We start from the raw sequence: 15,646 nt of genomic DNA, 5'->3' as shown, positions 1-15,646 counted from the left end.
GAATCTTGGGGAGAAAGCGAAATTCTTGTTATCCTACGTAATATTGACCTACAAAATTAGAATAGATATGGATGTAAAACAGCAAGTCGCCCAGCAAAGAGTTGATCTAGAAGCCGCAGTTGCAAAAGCGTTGGACATGGCCTCTGTGAGTGCCGACGCCGCTGAGGTCGCTATTACTAAGTCAACGGGTTTGAGTGTTTCAACACGCATGTGTGAAGTGGAAAACGTTGAATTTAATAGTGATGGTGCGCTAGGCATTACTGTTTATCGCGGCCAGAAAAAAGGCAGTGCATCTACATCTGATCTGAGTGAAAAAGCGATTGCTCAAACAGTCGCAGCTGCACTCGATATCGCTCAGTACACCTCGGAAGATCCGTTCGCTGGCCCTGCAGCAAAAGAATACATGGTGAAAGAGATTCCAGACTTGGACCTTTTTCACCCTGATGAACCAAACCCAGACTATGCCGCTGAGATTGCGATTGCTGCTGAGAAGCAAGCATTAGCTTATAGCGACAAGATCAAACAAAGTGATGGCGCGAGTTACGACAGCCACTATGGTGTTAAGGTCTATGGTAACAGCCACGGTTTGCTAGCAAGTTATGCATCTAGCCGTCATAGCACGAGCTGTTGCGTGATTGGTCAGGGTGCTAATGGTGAAATGGAACGTGACTACAGCTATACCGTTGCACGTCACCGTGATGAGCTAAGGACGCCTGAGCGCGTAGGTCAAGAAGCAGCAGAAAAGACCATTAGCCGCTTAGATGCTAAAAAGCTAGCAACAGGTCAATACCCGATCATGTTCGCCAATGATGTAGCGACTGGCCTTATTGGTCACCTAGTGATGGCGATCAGCGGTGGTAACCTGTATCGCAAAGCATCCTTCCTATTGGATCATCTAGGTCAGAAAATCTTGCCAGATTGGTTCAATATCTTTGAGCGCCCACATATCTTACGTGGCTTGGCGTCGAGCCCATTTGATAGTGAAGGGGTATTTACTCAAGATCGTGAAATCATCACTGACGGTGTTTTAGCCACTTATCTACTAACGAGTTACGCAGCACGTAAAATGGATATGACACCGACAGGTCATGCTGGTGGTATTCATAACTGGTTCGTTAAGTCGACAGGTCAAAACTTTGAGCAGATGCTGAAAGAGTTGGGTACTGGCTTCCTCGTAACTGAAGTGATGGGCCAAGGCGTAAATACTGTCACTGGCGATTATTCTCGTGGCGCTGCAGGTTTCTGGGTTGAGAATGGAGAAATCCAATACCCAGTATCGGAAGTGACGATCGCGGGTAACCTAAAAGACATGTTCAACCAGATCGTTGCAGTGGGTAACGACGTTGAAACACGCTCTCAAATTCAGACGGGTTCTATCCTGCTTGAGTCTATGAAAGTGGCAGGTGAGTAATTCACTTAACGCCAACTTGAAGAACTAAAAAAGGGAGCCGATGGCTCCCTTTTTGTATTCAGTGTTTCGCAGTTAAAGTGACTTATGACGACAACTTAGATAAGTATGGTCGCTAAGCCTAAGAACACCGATAGGCCAATAACATCAGTTACTGTTGTGAGCGCCATACCACCGGCTAGGGCTGGGTCGATATTCATCTTCTTCAGCATCACTGGAATGGTTACACCAGCGATACCTGCCACAATCAAGTTGGTCATCATTGCTGCTGAGATGATGCCTCCCAGTATCCAGTTGCCTTTCCAAGCTACCACAATACCACCAATGATAACGGCCCATAGAACGCCGTTGAGGAAGCCGATAGCTGCCTCTTTGAATAGTAGTTCGCGTTTGTTACTGTCACCGATGTGACCAAGTGCTAAACCACGAATCACTAGAGCAACGGTTTGGTTACCAGCAACACCACCCATCGACGGTACAATCGTCATCAGAACCGCAATCGCAGCCATTTGGTCGAGCGTTGCTTCAAACATGTTCGAAACAGATGCGGCAGCAAGCGCTGCTAGAACGTTAGCACCAAGCCATACGCTACGACGACGAGCCGATTTTACGACCGGTGCGAAGGTATCTTCGTCATCGTCCATACCTGCCATACTCATCATCGAGTGTTCGGCATCTTCACGGATAACATCAACCACGTCATCGATGGTGATACGACCAACGAGATGTTGGTTGCTATCGACAACCGGTGCTGAAACCCAGTTACGACGCTCAAATAAGCTCGCGATATCCGACGCGCTGGTCTCTACTGAGATGGCTTCATCTGCATCGTCCATCACTTCTGAAACGGCGATATCAGGCTGAGTCGTAATCAGTGTCGTCAGTGACAAGTTACCAATAAGGCGCTCTTCTTCATCAATGACATACAGAGCATCGGTTGCATCAGGCAGTTCGCCACGCATACGTAAATAACGCAATACAACATCGACATCGACATCACCACGAATCGTGATTACGTCGGTATTCATGATCGCACCGGCAGAATCTTCTGGGTACGACAGGGCGGTTTCAACTAGTGCACGATCGGCGGAGTCCATTTGAGAAAGGACTTCGCGAGATACATCGTCGGGCAGGCTTCGAAGTACGTACGCGACGTCATCGGTCTCCATGCCTTCGGTTGCTTCGGCCAAGGTCTCTGGTGCCATTTTTGACACAAGAGCATCTTTGACGTCTTCGTTTAGTTCATCAAGAATTTCACCGTAGTCTTCTGGATCGGTGAGTTGCCAGAGTACGTCACGACTTTTGCGAGGGGAGGCTTCTAAAAGGTGTGCAATATCCTCAGGTTCCATGTCCTGAAGTTGTCGGCGTACGTGAACAAATCGGCCGTTTTCTAGGGCTTCGCTGACTTCTTGGAGGGTTTGGTGAGCTTGGTCGAATTCTAATTGCTCTGCCATATTTTCCTCCTATCTCATTATTCTTACAATGCTTGGAATAGTAACTTAATTCTAGGGCTTATTTAAATCATAAACTTAGGTAGAACTAAGATTTAATATAGGTTGGTTCACCGTTTGAGTTTGCGGTGTTGTGAGTAAAGCGTCTTGGCTACTCACCCTCATCAAATTTATCTTCGATAAGGTGGCAAACGGCATCAAGTGCTTGTTGTGAATCAGTACCCGAAGCTTGAATCGTGATGTGTTGGCCTTGGGCTGACTCCAGCATCAATAGTCCCATTACGCTGTCTGCGGTGGCACTTTTATCTTCTTCACTATGAATTGTGATAGTGGCATCAAAGCTTTGTGCAAGCTCAACCAACTTTACGGCCGCTCTAGCGTGAAGACCCAAACGGTTTTGGATCAGTACAGTTCGAGTTAATTCCATGGTTAGCCCTGTTGATGCTTCTCTAAAGAGGCATGTCTGATTTGAACTTGATGACCAAGTTGTTCGAAGTATTCGCCAATTTTCTGCGTTAGATACACCGAGCGGTGCTTACCACCAGTACAACCAATGGCTACCGTTAGGTAACTGCGATTGTTTTTCTCTAACATTGGTAGCCACTGCTCAACAAAGCCTTGAATCTGTTGTTTGAGTTCAATCACTTCTTGATGCTGCTCTAGGAAGGAGTGAATCGGAGCATCAAGGCCTGTCATTGGTCGTAAGTCAGGTTCCCAGTGAGGGTTTGGCAAGAAGCGAACATCAAACACGTAGTCGGCATCGCTTGGCAGACCAAATTTAAAGCCGAAAGATTGAAAGACAATGATTAGTTCTTGCTTCTCTTTGCCTTCGACTTTAAAGCGCACTTTTTCACTCAACTCGTAGAGGTTGCAGTCACTGCTATCAATCACAATGCTGGCTTGCTCTGCTAGAGGGCTGAGAAGTGTCTTTTCTAAATCAATAGCCTGCTCCAGAGAAAGTTTCTCTTGGCCAATTGATAAAGGGTGGATTCTGCGGGTTTCGCTGTAGCGCTTAAGGAGTGTCTGCTTGCTGGCATCGAGGAACAATACATCAACATCGATGTTTGTAGCTAACTCGAGTTGCTCGAGCGTGTCGGTGACTAACTGAGGCTCTTTCGGTAGGTTACGTATATCAATACTTACCGCAACGTTTTGGTTGCTTTCGCGTACCGATTCGACAAAGTTGTTGAGCAGGTTTACTGGTAGATTATCGACACAGTAATACCCCAAGTCTTCTAGGACTCGTAACGCAACACTTTTACCGGCCCCTGATTGGCCACTAACCACGATTAATCGCATGTTATTGCTCGCAAGTTGGCACTTGAATCATGATGTCGTAAAGCTCTTGATCGCTCTGAGCATTACGCAGCTGTTTAAGAGTCTGCTTGTCGTTTAGTCGTTCTGCCATACAAGAAAGGGTTTTTAGATGCTCTTTGCACTGTTCGCTAGGAACAAGCAAGGCAAATAGTAGGTCGACAGGACGGTTATCAATCGCATCAAATTCGATCGGATCTTGGCATTGCAGCAATACAGCGATGGCTTTATCACTGACATTCATACGAGCGTGAGGAATGGCGATACCATTACCAATACCGGTACTGCCCATCTTCTCGCGGCTCAACATGCACTCAAATAGCTCTGTTGAATCTTGACCACAGCTCTCTGCTGCGATTTGACTGATGAGCTCAAGGGCTCTTTTTTTGCTTGTGCATTGGACTGCACTTTTGGTGCAGTCCAATGAAAGTACTTCGCTTAATTGCATGTTAGTGACTACTTAGCTTTTCTTTGTGCTTGTTGAGTTGGCGGACGAGTTTATCAACCAATGAATCAATCGCAGCATACATGCTTTCATCTGTTGCTGTTGCATGAATCTCACCTTGATTTACATGAAGGGTCGCTTCTGCAATTTGATTGATTTTCTCAACTTTTAATACAACCTGAACACTATTGATATGATCAAAGAAGCGCTCAAGTTTGTCGAATTTGGTGTGAACATAGTCTTGCATTGAATCGGTAAGATCAACGTGATGGCCTTGAATATTGATTTGCATAGACTTTCCTTTTCAGTTGGTGCCTGATAATAGCTATTAAGCAAAAAGCTATTAAATTAGCTTATAGCAGGCGTTTACGCTGACTCGATGGGGCAATGCCCAGAGACTCACGGTATTTCGCTATCGTACGTCTAGCTACCTGAATTCCTTGGTCAGCCAGTAAAGCAGCTATCTTGCTATCACTGAGAGGCTTAGCGGTATTTTCTGCCGCAACAAGCTTCTTAATGAGTGCTCGAATTGCTGTCGATGAACATTCGCCGCCATTGTCAGTACTGACATGGCTCGAGAAAAAGTATTTCAGTTCGAAGATGCCACGAGGTGTATGCATGAACTTTTGAGTCGTCACACGAGAGATCGTGGATTCGTGCATATCAACGGCTAAAGCAACATCGTTGAGTACCATTGGCTTCATCGCTTCTTCGCCATGTTCGAAGAAATCGCGCTGATGTTCAACAATGCATCGCGCAACTTTGAGTAGCGTCTCATTTCGGCTTTCTAAGCTTTTGATTAACCATTTCGCCTCTTGCAAGTTTGAGCGAATGTATTGGTTATCAGCGCTATTGCCTTTACTGCCTAAGTCGGCATATTGCTGATTGACTTTCAGCTTTGGCACACTGTCCGGGTTAATGGTCACTAACCATTTACCTAGGTCTTTAAATACCGACACATCAGGAACCACATATTCGGTTTCGTCTGGCGTAATCTTGCTGCCAGGTCGTGGGTCCAGTTGTTGAATGAGCTGCAGAACCTCACGTAGCTCTGCTTCCTTCAACTTAGTTTCTTTGATCACGAGTTTGTAATCACGGTTACCGAGTTGGTCAATATGGCTAGTAAGCACTAACTTAGCTTCTTCAAGCCAAGGTGTGTCTTGTGGGAAAGTCGCCAGTTGTAGCAGTAAGCAATCTTGAAGATTTAGTGAACCAACACCCAATGGGTCAAACTGTTGGATTCTTTTGCGCACAGCTTCGATTTCATCAAGCTCTACGTCTTCACTGTCGAAGTTTTCAAGGATGTCTTCACAAGATACGGTGAGATAGCCATAGTCATCGATGGCATCGATTAGCGCGAATGCAATGCTTCGGTCTGTTTCTGTGAATGGTGTGAGGTCGAGTTGCCAAAGTAGGTAATCGTGCAGGCTTTGGGTGGTTTCACCTTGATATACAGGCATGTCGTCATCGATAGCAATACCAGTGTTACCTGTATTTGCGCTGTAGACATCTTCCCAAGTTGTGTCGATCTCGAGCTCGTTACCAATCTCTGATTTTTCGATTAAGTCTGAGCTGTCAGGTAAGTCTTGCTCTGCGGCTTCAACTGTTTCTTTCTCGTCACTGCTAGGCTTTTCTTCCGATGATGGCGTTTCTTCATTGCCTTCTTCGACATCGAGTAGTGGGTTAGATTCAAGTGCTTCTTGGATCTCTTGTTGCAAATCTAAAGTAGACAACTGCAACAAACGAATCGCTTGCTGCAATTGAGGAGTCATTGCTAACTGTTGGCCTAGCTTAAGTTGTAATGAGGGTTTCATTCAGTGTTACTTACCTAGTTATTATTCTTAGAACTCTCGATACTCTCTATATAATCATAGACGGAATTGTTCGCCTAGATAAACTTGTTTAACTTGTTCGTTATTGAGAACATCTTCAGGAGTACCCTCTGCGATCAGGTGTCCTTGGCTCACGATGTAGGCCTTTTCACACACGTCTAATGTTTCACGAACGTTGTGGTCGGTAATCAAAACCCCCAAACCGCGATCGCGCAGGTGTTCGATGATTTTCTTGATATCGATAACCGAGATCGGGTCAACACCAGCAAACGGTTCGTCTAGCAAGATAAACTGAGGGTTTGCTGCAAGGGCGCGAGCGATTTCAACACGACGACGTTCACCACCCGATAGGGCCATACCATTACTGTGACGGATATGTTGGATGTGGAACTCTTCTAGAAGGTCTTCTAGCTTATCCTGACGCTGCTCATTGGTCATCTCATCACGGGTCTGTAACACCGCCATGATGTTGTTCTCTACAGACAGCTTGCGGAAGATAGACGCTTCTTGAGGCAAGTAACCAATACCAAGTCGCGAACGGCTATGCATTGGTAAGATACTGATATCTCGGTCATCAATGCTGATGGTACCTTCGTCACGTGCAACTAAGCCTACAATCATGTAGAAAGAAGTCGTTTTACCGGCACCATTAGGACCAAGCAAGCCGACAATCTGGCCTGACTCAACCTGCAGGCTTACGTCAGTCACTACTTTACGTTTGCTGTATGTTTTCGCTAGGTTTTGTGCTTTTAGAACGGCCATGGCTACTTATTCACTTCCGTTGGTTGTAAAACCGTTGATACTCGTTTGTTCTCACCACTGTCAGCGACTAGCTTCTGAGAGCCAATCTGGTAAGTGATTTTAGAGCCTCGGATGATACTGCCATCTTGAGATAGCATCGCATTCTTGGTCATGATCAGTTTGTCAGCAACAAGCTGGTAATGTAGGTCGTCAGCTTCACCGTAGAGCGTCTTTCCATCATCAGTCAGTTGAGAGAAGGTCGCCGGTTTACCGAAGCCTTGAATCTCTTCAATCTCACCATTTACGGCGTTGCGGGTAACAATCACTTTATCGGCATTGATATTGATGCTGCCTTGTTTCAGGTTTACATCACCGATGAAGGTTACTTGGTTACTTTTCATATCCAATTGCTGGCTGTCTGAGTCAATGTAGACAGGTTGCTCGCTATCCGAAGATAGGGCGTAGACATTTGGTGCCGCAAGAGTCAAAGCGAATAAACTAAGGTGTAAGAGTTTCATATCTACCTTGAACAGAATTAAAGAGAGTCGCATTGTTGGTACCGAAGTTACCTTTTATTGCTTGACCCTCATTTTCAAAAAATGTACCGATCATATGGACCGGAGTATCTGAATAAAAATCTCGGCTTTTCAGCTCAATCACCATTTTTTCAGTGGTCATTGTATCGAAGCTTGCCCCTGGCAGTAGATTCTTTGCCACAACGTTGTCATAAAAAGTGACAACCTGATTTTCATCCATAATCGCGCGATCAGCGGTGACTTGCCATTCAATCGTATGTCCTTCACGGAATACCGAGAGGACAGGGTTTTGAAAGTGCGTGTCGCCAACCACCGAGAAGTGTTCTAAATACGTCGATTCAACTTGGTAGCTGCGAATGCCTGATTCATCGTAACTGATGTTGTTTAGGCTGTTGCCGCTAAAAGCAGGTAGCTCCAAATTCGGAGCCACTTGTATCGTCGATGTTTGCTCTTTGTCGAACAAGTAGTAGGTCGACCAAGAGGCAATAAATATTAGTATTAAATAGATAATACGAGTAAAACTCATATGCTTAAACCTTTATGCACGTCGAGTTCATTTCTTGCTTGTAAAATAAGGTCGCAGACTTCACGTACTGCACCGTGACCACCGTTGATGGTTGTCACATAGTTTGCTCGCTGTGCAAGTAGCGGGTGACCATCTGCTACACAAACTTTCAAGCCAACTTTTTCCATTACCGGCCAGTCGATCAGATCATCGCCGATGTAACCAGTGTTCTCAGGATTAACAGAAAGCTTATCGCAAATGTCTTGGTAAGCCTTAACTTTATCGTCTTGGCCTTGATAAATAAGTTTGATACCGAGAGCCGTCATTCGATTTTCAACAATCTGAGATTTACGGCCTGTGATGATTGCGATTTCAATGCCCGCGTTCATCAGTGATTTGATGCCGTAGCCGTCACGAGTGTGAAAGGTTTTCAGCTCTTCACCATTGTTGCCCATGTAGATACGACCATCAGAGAATACGCCGTCTACATCGCAAATTAGGAGTTTGATGTCTTTTGCGATAGCAAATACATCTGAGTCAACAGTGCCGTAGAGAGTTTCGACTGTCTGTGTCATTACATTACTCCAGCTTTCAATAAATCATGCATGTTTAGAGCACCAACTAGTTTGCCATCTTGGCATAGCATCAAGCCATTGATGCTTTTAGCTTGCATTAAGTTTAAACCCTCAACCGCAAGCATGTTCGGATCGGCAACGGTAGGGTTTAGCGTCATCACATCGCCAATTTGAGTGCTATGAATATCAACGCGTTTATCTAAGATACGACGTAAATCACCATCGGTAAAAATACCGGCCATTTGACCATCTTGATCAACGATGGCTGTCATGCCCAAGCCTTTCTGAGATATCTCTAGTAAAGCATCTCTTACTAAAGCATCAGGTGCAACGACAGGGAGTGCATCGCCTGTGTGCATGATGTCGTCTAGTTTCAATAGTAGCTGACGACCTAAAGCGCCACCTGGGTGAGATAGGGCAAAGTCTTGAGCCGTGAAGCCTCGAGCTTGTAAAAGTGCAACGGCTAATGCATCACCCATTACTAGGGTAGCAGTGGTGCTGGTTGTTGGGGCTAAACCTAGCGGACACGCTTCTTCCGGCACCGAAATTTGTAAATGGATATCAGACAAGGTCGCCATATTCGATGCAGGCTTACCTGTCATGCTGATGATCTTGATGTTCAAACGCTTCAACACAGGAAACAAGCTAAGAATTTCACCTGATTCACCTGAGTTCGATATTGCAATCACGATATCACCCGGTTCGATCATGCCTAAGTCACCGTGTGCCGCTTCACCTGGGTGAACGAAGAAAGCTGATGTCCCCGTACTTGCTAGCGTTGCTGCGATTTTGTTGCCGATATGGCCGGATTTACCCATGCCCATCACAACCACTTTACCCTTGTTGTTTAGGATTAAGTCGCAAGCTTTGCAAAAATCATCATTAAAATATTGGTCCAATTGAGTGAGACCTGCAACTTCGGTTTCCAAAACTTGTTTGGCAACACTGCGATAATCAAATGGCTGAGACATCAAATACTCCAAGTACGGAAAGTTAAGTCAACAATTAAGCCGACATGTTCATTAGTAGGTAGCTTTGGTAAGCCACAAACGTCACGATTAACACGCCACCTTCAATACGATTCACACTGCGTGATTTACCTAGCGCCATCACAACAAGTAGCAGAGATACACCTAGCATGACCCAGAAGTCACGACCCATCGCAAATTCGCTCAAGATAGAAGGGTTTAGGATGCCTGGAATACCCATAACAGCCAGAATATTGAATACGTTTGAGCCAATGATGTTACCCACGGCCATATCGTCTTCGCCTTTCATTACACCAGCAAGTGATGCAGCAAGCTCAGGTAGGCTGGTACCAACGGCAATAATGGTTAAACCGATAACAAGGTCGCTCATGCCGAAGAACTTAGCGATGATCACGGCATTATCAACCAGCATATCAGCGGCTAAAGGAAGAATGATAAGACCAATTACTACCCACATTGCAGCTTTCGGGTTACTAACACCCTCTGGAATCTCTGATTCTTGTTCATCAAGAAACGCATCGCCGTTCTTTTTCTCACTGCGGCTGATTTGCAGCATGGCAAACAAAAACGCACCGAACAGAACAAATAGCAATACGCCTTCGTAGAAACCTAAGTGGTTATCCCAAAGCAGTGCGCCAGCTAGTAAAGTGACACCAATCATGAGTGGTAGTTCACGGCGAATCACAGCGGAGCTGATTGATAGCGGCTTGATAAGCGCAGTGATACCTAAAATTAGCGCAATGTTGGCAATGTTTGAGCCTAAAACATTTCCGACCGCAGTATCTGTTTTGCCATCAAGTGCAGCGGTTGCAGAAACCATCATTTCTGGAGCTGAAGAGCCCATTGCAAGAATCGTCATACCGATAACTAATGGTGAGATACCGAAGTTGCGAGCAAGAGCTGCGGCGCCGTAAACCAGCTTATCTGCACTCCACACCAAAAAACCTAGACCGATAATAAGAAACGCAATCGCTTCAAGCATGATGATTCCTAAAAAATTAATAAAAAACGGAGAATTAACCGCTAATTTTGACCTGTTGGTAGATAAAAGGGAAGTCACTCAGCAAATTAATTACCACTTAGCGACTGAGAAAGAGATCTGAAAAGATAATTTTCTAATGCTTTCAAATCCCTGCATAGATTCCTGTTTAATATGAATTAATTGAACAGTGCTTTTAATTCTAAAGTAGACTCATTATTATTGCAGCCATAATTGGCGTTTTTTAAAGCAAGGAAACTACAAGAGTATGTCGAATACTGAACTTGTAAAAGTTAAGAACCTTAGCTTCTCACGCGGTGATCGCGTTATTTTTGACGACATCAGTTTAGAGGTCCCTCAAGGCAAGATTACTGCCATCATGGGGCCATCAGGGATCGGTAAAACAACTTTACTGCGTTTGATTGGTGGACAATTGCCTCCAGATAACGGTGAAGTTTGGTTTGATGGCGACAATATCCCAACTCTATCTCGTCGAAAGCTTTATCAAGCACGTAAAAAAATGAGCATGCTTTTTCAATCGGGTGCACTTTTTACGGATCTCAATGTGTTTGATAATGTGGCGTTTCCACTGCGTGAGCACACTGAACTTAACGAAAAATTCATTCGTACCATCGTGTTACTTAAGCTTGAGGCTGTAGGGTTACGTGGTGCAGCGCAGTTAATGCCAAGTGAGTTGTCTGGCGGAATGGCAAGGCGTGCCGCATTGGCGCGTGCTATCGCGCTGGATCCTGAACTTATCATGTACGATGAGCCCTTTGTCGGCCAAGACCCAATTACAATGGGTGTGTTGGTTGAGCTCATTCGTAACCTCAATCAAGCCTTGGGCTTAACGTCTATCGTCGTTTCTCATGATGTTCCTGAGGTGATGAGTATCGCGGATTGGGTTTACCTACTCGCAGATGGCAAAATCATTGCTGCTGGGTCACCGGAAGAGTTGTACAACAATGACGATCCGAGAGTGCAGCAATTTTTGCAAGGCGAAGCTGATGGCCCTGTGCCATTTAGGTTCCCAGCGCAAAGTCTTGAAAAGGATTTGTTTTAATATGATTGGTAAAACTATTGCAGGTGTCGGTAAGCGAACACTTGCGATCTGTGAGTCATTTGGTCGAGCAAGCCTGATGTTATTCGGGGCTTTGTTTGGCATCCCGCGACTAAAAAACTTCCCTTTATTAGTTAAACAACTTTATAGCGTTGGCGTTCAGTCATTGGCTATTATTTTAGTTTCGGGCTTGTTCATTGGCATGGTATTAAGCCTGCAAGGTTATGTCGTGTTAATTGACTACGGCGCTGAGGGCAACCTTGGCCAAATGGTCGCGCTTTCATTACTACGAGAGCTTGGCCCTGTGGTCACGGCGCTGCTGTTTGCAGGTCGCGCGGGTTCAGCACTGACGGCTGAAATCGGTTTGATGAAAGCAACGGAGCAGATCTCCAGTTTAGAAATGATGGCCGTTGATCCTCTAAAGCGCATTATTGCACCACGCTTGTGGGCTGGACTTATCTCTATGCCTCTACTGGCGATGATCTTTATGGCGGTCGGTATTTGGGGCGGCCAGTTAGTCGGTGTTGATTGGAAAGGTATTGATCACGGCAGCTTTTGGTCAGCGATGCAGTCTTCTGTTGAGCTAGGTCGAGATATCGGTAACAGCATGATCAAATGCATGGTCTTTGCCATCACCGTAACCTGGATCGCTCTTTTCAATGGTTATGATGCGGTACCGACCTCTGAAGGTATTAGTCAAGCAACCACACGTACAGTAGTACACTCTTCTCTAGCGGTATTAGGGCTAGATTTTGTTCTTACCGCATTGATGTTTGGGAATTAATCATGCAACAAACTCGAAAGTTAGAATTATGGGTCGGCACCTTTGTTATAGCCGGAATTTGCGCAATCTTAATCATGATCTTTCAAGTCGCTGACGTAAAAGGGCTGGGTTCAAACCATACTTACAATCTGAAAGCGACCTTTGACAACATTGGTAGCCTAAAAGTTCGTTCTCCAGTGAAGGTTGGTGGCGTAGTTGTTGGTCGTGTGAAAAGCATTGAGCTTGATACCGAAAGCTATCTGCCTGTGGTTGAAATGTCGATTGATGCGAAGTACTCACAGTTTCCTGATACCTCTAGTGCTCAAATCTTAACGTCAGGTTTAATCGGTGAGCAGTACATCAGTTTAGTTCCAGGCTTCATTTTTGACGATGAAGAGATGTTGGTTGATGGTGATTCGATTGAAGACACTAAATCGGCATTGGTACTCGAAGATTTGATTGGCCAAGTGCTCTATAGCGTTGGCGGCTCTGATGACAATAACGCTGAGGAATAAGATGATGTTGAAAACGATGAAACACTTGAAAATAGGTTTTTTCGCTGTAATGGCCTTGTTGGTTTCAACTCAAGCTTTTGCGGATGCAACTATTGATAAAACGCAGCCTTACCAAATGATGACGCAAGTCGCTGAGGTGGCATTTGAGCGTTTGAAGAGCGAACAAGACAATATCCACAAAGATCCAGAATTACTCAAGGTGATCGTGGAAGAAGAGTTGATGCCTTATGTGAATGCTCAATATGCAGCACTTAAGCTGCTTGGGCCAAACTTGAAAGGCGCAGATAGAAAAGATGTGCGTGTATTTATCGACTCATTCCGTAAATACTTGGTTTCTTCTTACGCGCAAGTGCTGACTCAATACACAGATCAGACAATTGAATTTGGTCCTGAGCCAAAAATCAAAGCAGACAGTCGTATTACCAGCATCAAGGTCGATATCATCGATTCACCACGACCTAACATCAAACTTGAATTTAAGCTTCGCAAAGACAAAAAGTCTGGCGAGTGGAAAGCATTTGATATGGTTGCGGAGGGGATCAGCCTGCTGTCGAGTAAGCAATCAGAGTGGAATACTAAGATTCGTCAAGACGGTATCTTAGCGGTTGCTGACGAGCTAGAAAAACTGGCTGCACAACCGATTCGCTTTGAGAGTAATAAATAATGAGCCAATCTCAATGGCAAGCGCTAAGCTCTAAAGAGTATCAGCTTATCGGAGATATTGACCGAGACAGTGTTCCTGCAATCTGGCGTATATTGGAAAAGTGGCAAACAACGGAATCGAGCGTTGAAATTGACCTTCGCCATATAAATCGAGTCGATTCAGCAGGAATGGTGATGCTAATTCACTTATTAGAGCATGCAAAAAATCAAAACTGTCATATAATGCTCAGTTTCGTGCCAGAACAATTACGAACGTTGTTCCAATTGAGCAATATCCAGCCAATGATGGCAGAACACATAAAAAATTAGGCAGGAGCTATTTGTGGACAGCACAAAAGTACAAGAATTATTAGCAGAGGCACTGAACCTTCAAGAAATTATCGTGAAGGGTGAAGGCAGTCATTACGAAGTTGTTGCGGTTGATCCATGTTTTGACGGCATGAATCGAGTTAAGAAGCAGCAACTAATCTACGGCCCACTAATGGAATACATTCAACGCAATGACATCCATGCTCTTTCTATCAAGGCATTTACGCCGGAAGAGTGGGAACGTGATAAGAAACTGATGTCACTTTAAGGTTTATGATGGAAAAGTTTCGAGTTATTGGATCAGACAAGCCGTTAAGCGGTGAAGTGACGATCTCTGGCGCAAAGAACGCTGCGCTACCAATCCTATTTGCTTCAATTCTTGCTGAAGAGCCAGTGGAAGTAAGTAACGTTCCTCATCTACGTGACATCGATACTACGATGGAACTGCTAAAGCGTTTAGGCGCGAAAGTATCACGTAACGGAAGCGTTCATGTTGATGGCAGCGAAATTAATGAATTTTGTGCGCCTTACGATTTAGTAAAAACAATGCGTGCTTCTATCTGGGCTTTAGGTCCTCTCGTTGCTCGTTTTGGTGAAGGCCAAGTGTCACTTCCTGGCGGTTGTGCAATTGGTGCTCGCCCTGTTGATCTGCATATCCATGGCCTAGAGCAACTAGGTGCAACCATTACATTGGAAGATGGTTATGTGAAAGCAAGTGTTGATGGCCGTTTGAAAGGCGCGCACATCGTGATGGATAAAGTAAGCGTAGGCGCTACGATCACTATCATGTGTGCAGCAACACTCGCAGAAGGTAAAACGGTATTAGATAACTCAGCGCGTGAGCCTGAGATTGTTGATACGGCTGATTTCCTTAACAAACTGGGTGCTAAGATTTCTGGCGCAGGTACAGATACGATTACTATCGAGGGCGTTGAGCGTCTAGGTGGTGGTCAACACTCTGTGGTTGCAGACCGTATTGAAACGGGTACTTTCCTTGTTGCTGCAGCGGTTTCTGGCGGTAAAGTCGTTTGTCGTAACACTAACGCTCATCTTCTTGAAGCTGCCTTAGCGAAGCTTGAAGAAGCGGGTGCGAAGGTTGAAACGGGCGAAGACTGGATCAGTCTTGATATGACAGGTCGTGAGCTTAAAGCGGTGAAAATCGTAACGGCACCACACCCTGGTTTCCCAACCGACATGCAAGCTCAGTTTACTCTGCTTAACATGATGGCGAAAGGTAGCGGTGTGATCACTGAAACCATCTTCGAAAACCGTTTCATGCATATTCCTGAACTTCAGCGAATGGGTGCAAAAGCGGAGATTGAAGGTAATACAGCTATCTGTGGTGAAACCGAGCAGTTGAGCGGCGCTCAAGTAATGGCAACGGATCTTCGTGCATCAGCGAGCCTTGTTATTGCTGGTTGTATCGCACAAGGCGAAACCATCGTTGACCGTATCTATCACATCGATCGTGGCTACGATAAGATTGAAGATAAGCTTTCAGCGCTGGGCGCAAACATTACCCGATTTCGTGACTCAAACTAACTTAGGTTAGTAAATTCAT

At 45.1% G+C, this 15,646-nt stretch carries 20 protein-coding genes; 8 read left to right on the top strand and 12 right to left on the bottom strand.

Annotated elements, in window-relative coordinates:
• The first annotated feature begins 67 nt into the window (after positions 1-67).
• Positions 68-1,411 carry a metalloprotease PmbA gene (gene pmbA, locus F0228_RS17405; RefSeq protein WP_171731129.1) on the top strand — a complete coding sequence of 448 codons (1,344 nt, stop codon included), beginning with the start codon at positions 68-70 and terminating at the stop codon, positions 1,409-1,411.
• A gap of 95 nt (positions 1,412-1,506) precedes the next feature.
• On the opposite strand, the gene mgtE is transcribed toward pmbA, so the two are convergent.
• From mgtE to F0228_RS17345, 12 genes are all read right to left on the bottom strand, one after another.
• Positions 1,507-2,862, bottom strand: coding sequence for a magnesium transporter (gene mgtE / locus F0228_RS17400; protein WP_004738711.1), 1,356 nt, complete (start codon positions 2,860-2,862; stop codon positions 1,507-1,509).
• A 148-nt stretch (positions 2,863-3,010) separates the two neighbouring features.
• Positions 3,011-3,286, bottom strand: coding sequence for an HPr family phosphocarrier protein (locus F0228_RS17395; RefSeq protein WP_008220439.1), 276 nt, complete (start codon positions 3,284-3,286; stop codon positions 3,011-3,013).
• Positions 3,287-3,288: 2 nt separating this feature from the next.
• Positions 3,289-4,158: an RNase adapter RapZ gene (rapZ, locus tag F0228_RS17390; RefSeq protein ID WP_102424948.1), complete on the bottom strand. Its 870-nt coding sequence runs from the start codon at positions 4,156-4,158 to the stop codon at positions 3,289-3,291.
• Between the two features lies 1 nt (position 4,159).
• Entirely contained in the window at positions 4,160-4,621 is a 462-nt protein-coding gene (ptsN, locus tag F0228_RS17385) for a PTS IIA-like nitrogen regulatory protein PtsN (RefSeq protein WP_004738707.1), read from the bottom strand.
• A 1-nt stretch (position 4,622) separates the two neighbouring features.
• Entirely contained in the window at positions 4,623-4,910 is a 288-nt protein-coding gene (gene hpf, locus F0228_RS17380; RefSeq protein ID WP_008220435.1) for a ribosome hibernation promoting factor, read from the bottom strand.
• A 61-nt stretch (positions 4,911-4,971) separates the two neighbouring features.
• A complete protein-coding gene (locus F0228_RS17375) occupies positions 4,972-6,432 on the bottom strand; it encodes an RNA polymerase factor sigma-54 (RefSeq protein ID WP_105025877.1) in 1,461 nt (486 codons plus the stop codon).
• A gap of 54 nt (positions 6,433-6,486) precedes the next feature.
• Positions 6,487-7,212: an LPS export ABC transporter ATP-binding protein gene (gene lptB / locus F0228_RS17370; protein ID WP_004738702.1), complete on the bottom strand. Its 726-nt coding sequence runs from the start codon at positions 7,210-7,212 to the stop codon at positions 6,487-6,489.
• 2 nt (positions 7,213-7,214) lie between these two features.
• On the bottom strand, positions 7,215-7,709 hold the full coding sequence (lptA, locus tag F0228_RS17365; RefSeq protein WP_004738701.1) for a lipopolysaccharide transport periplasmic protein LptA: 495 nt from the start codon (positions 7,707-7,709) through the stop codon (positions 7,215-7,217).
• Complete coding sequence (gene lptC / locus F0228_RS17360) at positions 7,690-8,253, bottom strand: LPS export ABC transporter periplasmic protein LptC (RefSeq protein WP_008220430.1); 564 nt, start codon at positions 8,251-8,253, stop codon at positions 7,690-7,692. Before lptC ends, lptA begins: the two co-directional genes overlap by 20 nt.
• Positions 8,250-8,807 (bottom strand): 3-deoxy-manno-octulosonate-8-phosphatase KdsC, encoded by a 558-nt coding sequence (kdsC, locus tag F0228_RS17355; RefSeq protein ID WP_061033902.1) that lies wholly within the window; start codon positions 8,805-8,807, stop codon positions 8,250-8,252. Before kdsC ends, lptC begins: the two co-directional genes overlap by 4 nt.
• Positions 8,807-9,778 (bottom strand): arabinose-5-phosphate isomerase KdsD, encoded by a 972-nt coding sequence (gene kdsD, locus F0228_RS17350; RefSeq protein WP_008220426.1) that lies wholly within the window; start codon positions 9,776-9,778, stop codon positions 8,807-8,809. Before kdsD ends, kdsC begins: the two co-directional genes overlap by 1 nt.
• 34 nt (positions 9,779-9,812) lie before the next feature.
• Complete coding sequence (locus F0228_RS17345; protein ID WP_008220425.1) at positions 9,813-10,778, bottom strand: calcium/sodium antiporter; 966 nt, start codon at positions 10,776-10,778, stop codon at positions 9,813-9,815.
• A 265-nt stretch (positions 10,779-11,043) separates the two neighbouring features.
• Between F0228_RS17345 and mlaF the strand changes: the two genes are divergently transcribed.
• From mlaF to murA, 7 genes are read left to right on the top strand one after another with little or no spacing between them, the layout of a single operon-like run.
• Entirely contained in the window at positions 11,044-11,838 is a 795-nt protein-coding gene (gene mlaF / locus F0228_RS17340; protein WP_008220421.1) for a phospholipid ABC transporter ATP-binding protein MlaF, read from the top strand.
• Position 11,839: 1 nt separating this feature from the next.
• Positions 11,840-12,619 (top strand): lipid asymmetry maintenance ABC transporter permease subunit MlaE, encoded by a 780-nt coding sequence (gene mlaE, locus F0228_RS17335; RefSeq protein WP_004738692.1) that lies wholly within the window; start codon positions 11,840-11,842, stop codon positions 12,617-12,619.
• A gap of 2 nt (positions 12,620-12,621) precedes the next feature.
• On the top strand, positions 12,622-13,113 hold the full coding sequence (gene mlaD, locus F0228_RS17330) for an outer membrane lipid asymmetry maintenance protein MlaD (protein WP_061033901.1): 492 nt from the start codon (positions 12,622-12,624) through the stop codon (positions 13,111-13,113).
• Positions 13,114-13,162: 49 nt separating this feature from the next.
• The gene (locus F0228_RS17325) at positions 13,163-13,777 is read left to right on the top strand and encodes a phospholipid-binding protein MlaC (RefSeq protein ID WP_116872052.1); all 615 of its coding nucleotides are present in this window, start codon (positions 13,163-13,165) and stop codon (positions 13,775-13,777) included.
• Positions 13,777-14,085 carry a lipid asymmetry maintenance protein MlaB gene (locus F0228_RS17320; RefSeq protein WP_061033900.1) on the top strand — a complete coding sequence of 103 codons (309 nt, stop codon included), beginning with the start codon at positions 13,777-13,779 and terminating at the stop codon, positions 14,083-14,085. Before F0228_RS17325 ends, F0228_RS17320 begins: the two co-directional genes overlap by 1 nt.
• Before the next feature lie 13 nt (positions 14,086-14,098).
• Positions 14,099-14,353, top strand: a complete 255-nt coding sequence (gene ibaG, locus F0228_RS17315; protein ID WP_004738686.1) for a BolA family iron metabolism protein IbaG — start codon at positions 14,099-14,101, stop codon at positions 14,351-14,353.
• Positions 14,354-14,361: 8 nt separating this feature from the next.
• Positions 14,362-15,627, top strand: coding sequence for a UDP-N-acetylglucosamine 1-carboxyvinyltransferase (gene murA, locus F0228_RS17310; protein WP_008220410.1), 1,266 nt, complete (start codon positions 14,362-14,364; stop codon positions 15,625-15,627).
• Positions 15,628-15,646: the final 19 nt, after the last annotated feature.

This window comes from Vibrio sp. 99K-1 (assembly GCF_013114585.1).
GTDB lineage: Bacteria > Pseudomonadota > Gammaproteobacteria > Enterobacterales > Vibrionaceae > Vibrio > Vibrio chagasii_B.
Note: the sequence above shows the minus strand (reverse complement) of the source record. Positions and strands in the feature narration are given on the sequence as shown.

Excerpts from the sequence above, each read along its gene's own strand:
- pmbA (WP_171731129.1), top strand. The coding sequence starts at position 68 with ATGGATGTAAAACAGCAAGTCGCCCAGCAAAGAGTTGATCTAGAAGCC.
- mgtE (WP_004738711.1), bottom strand. The coding sequence starts at position 2,862 with ATGGCAGAGCAATTAGAATTCGACCAAGCTCACCAAACCCTCCAAGAA.
- F0228_RS17395 (WP_008220439.1), bottom strand. The coding sequence starts at position 3,286 with ATGGAATTAACTCGAACTGTACTGATCCAAAACCGTTTGGGTCTTCAC.
- rapZ (WP_102424948.1), bottom strand. The coding sequence starts at position 4,158 with ATGCGATTAATCGTGGTTAGTGGCCAATCAGGGGCCGGTAAAAGTGTT.
- ptsN (WP_004738707.1), bottom strand. The coding sequence starts at position 4,621 with ATGCAATTAAGCGAAGTACTTTCATTGGACTGCACCAAAAGTGCAGTC.
- hpf (WP_008220435.1), bottom strand. The coding sequence starts at position 4,910 with ATGCAAATCAATATTCAAGGCCATCACGTTGATCTTACCGATTCAATG.
- F0228_RS17375 (WP_105025877.1), bottom strand. The coding sequence starts at position 6,432 with ATGAAACCCTCATTACAACTTAAGCTAGGCCAACAGTTAGCAATGACT.
- lptB (WP_004738702.1), bottom strand. The coding sequence starts at position 7,212 with ATGGCCGTTCTAAAAGCACAAAACCTAGCGAAAACATACAGCAAACGT.
- lptA (WP_004738701.1), bottom strand. The coding sequence starts at position 7,709 with ATGAAACTCTTACACCTTAGTTTATTCGCTTTGACTCTTGCGGCACCA.
- lptC (WP_008220430.1), bottom strand. The coding sequence starts at position 8,253 with ATGAGTTTTACTCGTATTATCTATTTAATACTAATATTTATTGCCTCT.
- kdsC (WP_061033902.1), bottom strand. The coding sequence starts at position 8,807 with ATGACACAGACAGTCGAAACTCTCTACGGCACTGTTGACTCAGATGTA.
- kdsD (WP_008220426.1), bottom strand. The coding sequence starts at position 9,778 with ATGTCTCAGCCATTTGATTATCGCAGTGTTGCCAAACAAGTTTTGGAA.
- F0228_RS17345 (WP_008220425.1), bottom strand. The coding sequence starts at position 10,778 with ATGCTTGAAGCGATTGCGTTTCTTATTATCGGTCTAGGTTTTTTGGTG.
- mlaF (WP_008220421.1), top strand. The coding sequence starts at position 11,044 with ATGTCGAATACTGAACTTGTAAAAGTTAAGAACCTTAGCTTCTCACGC.
- mlaE (WP_004738692.1), top strand. The coding sequence starts at position 11,840 with ATGATTGGTAAAACTATTGCAGGTGTCGGTAAGCGAACACTTGCGATC.
- mlaD (WP_061033901.1), top strand. The coding sequence starts at position 12,622 with ATGCAACAAACTCGAAAGTTAGAATTATGGGTCGGCACCTTTGTTATA.
- F0228_RS17325 (WP_116872052.1), top strand. The coding sequence starts at position 13,163 with ATGGCCTTGTTGGTTTCAACTCAAGCTTTTGCGGATGCAACTATTGAT.
- F0228_RS17320 (WP_061033900.1), top strand. The coding sequence starts at position 13,777 with ATGAGCCAATCTCAATGGCAAGCGCTAAGCTCTAAAGAGTATCAGCTT.
- murA (WP_008220410.1), top strand. The coding sequence starts at position 14,362 with ATGGAAAAGTTTCGAGTTATTGGATCAGACAAGCCGTTAAGCGGTGAA.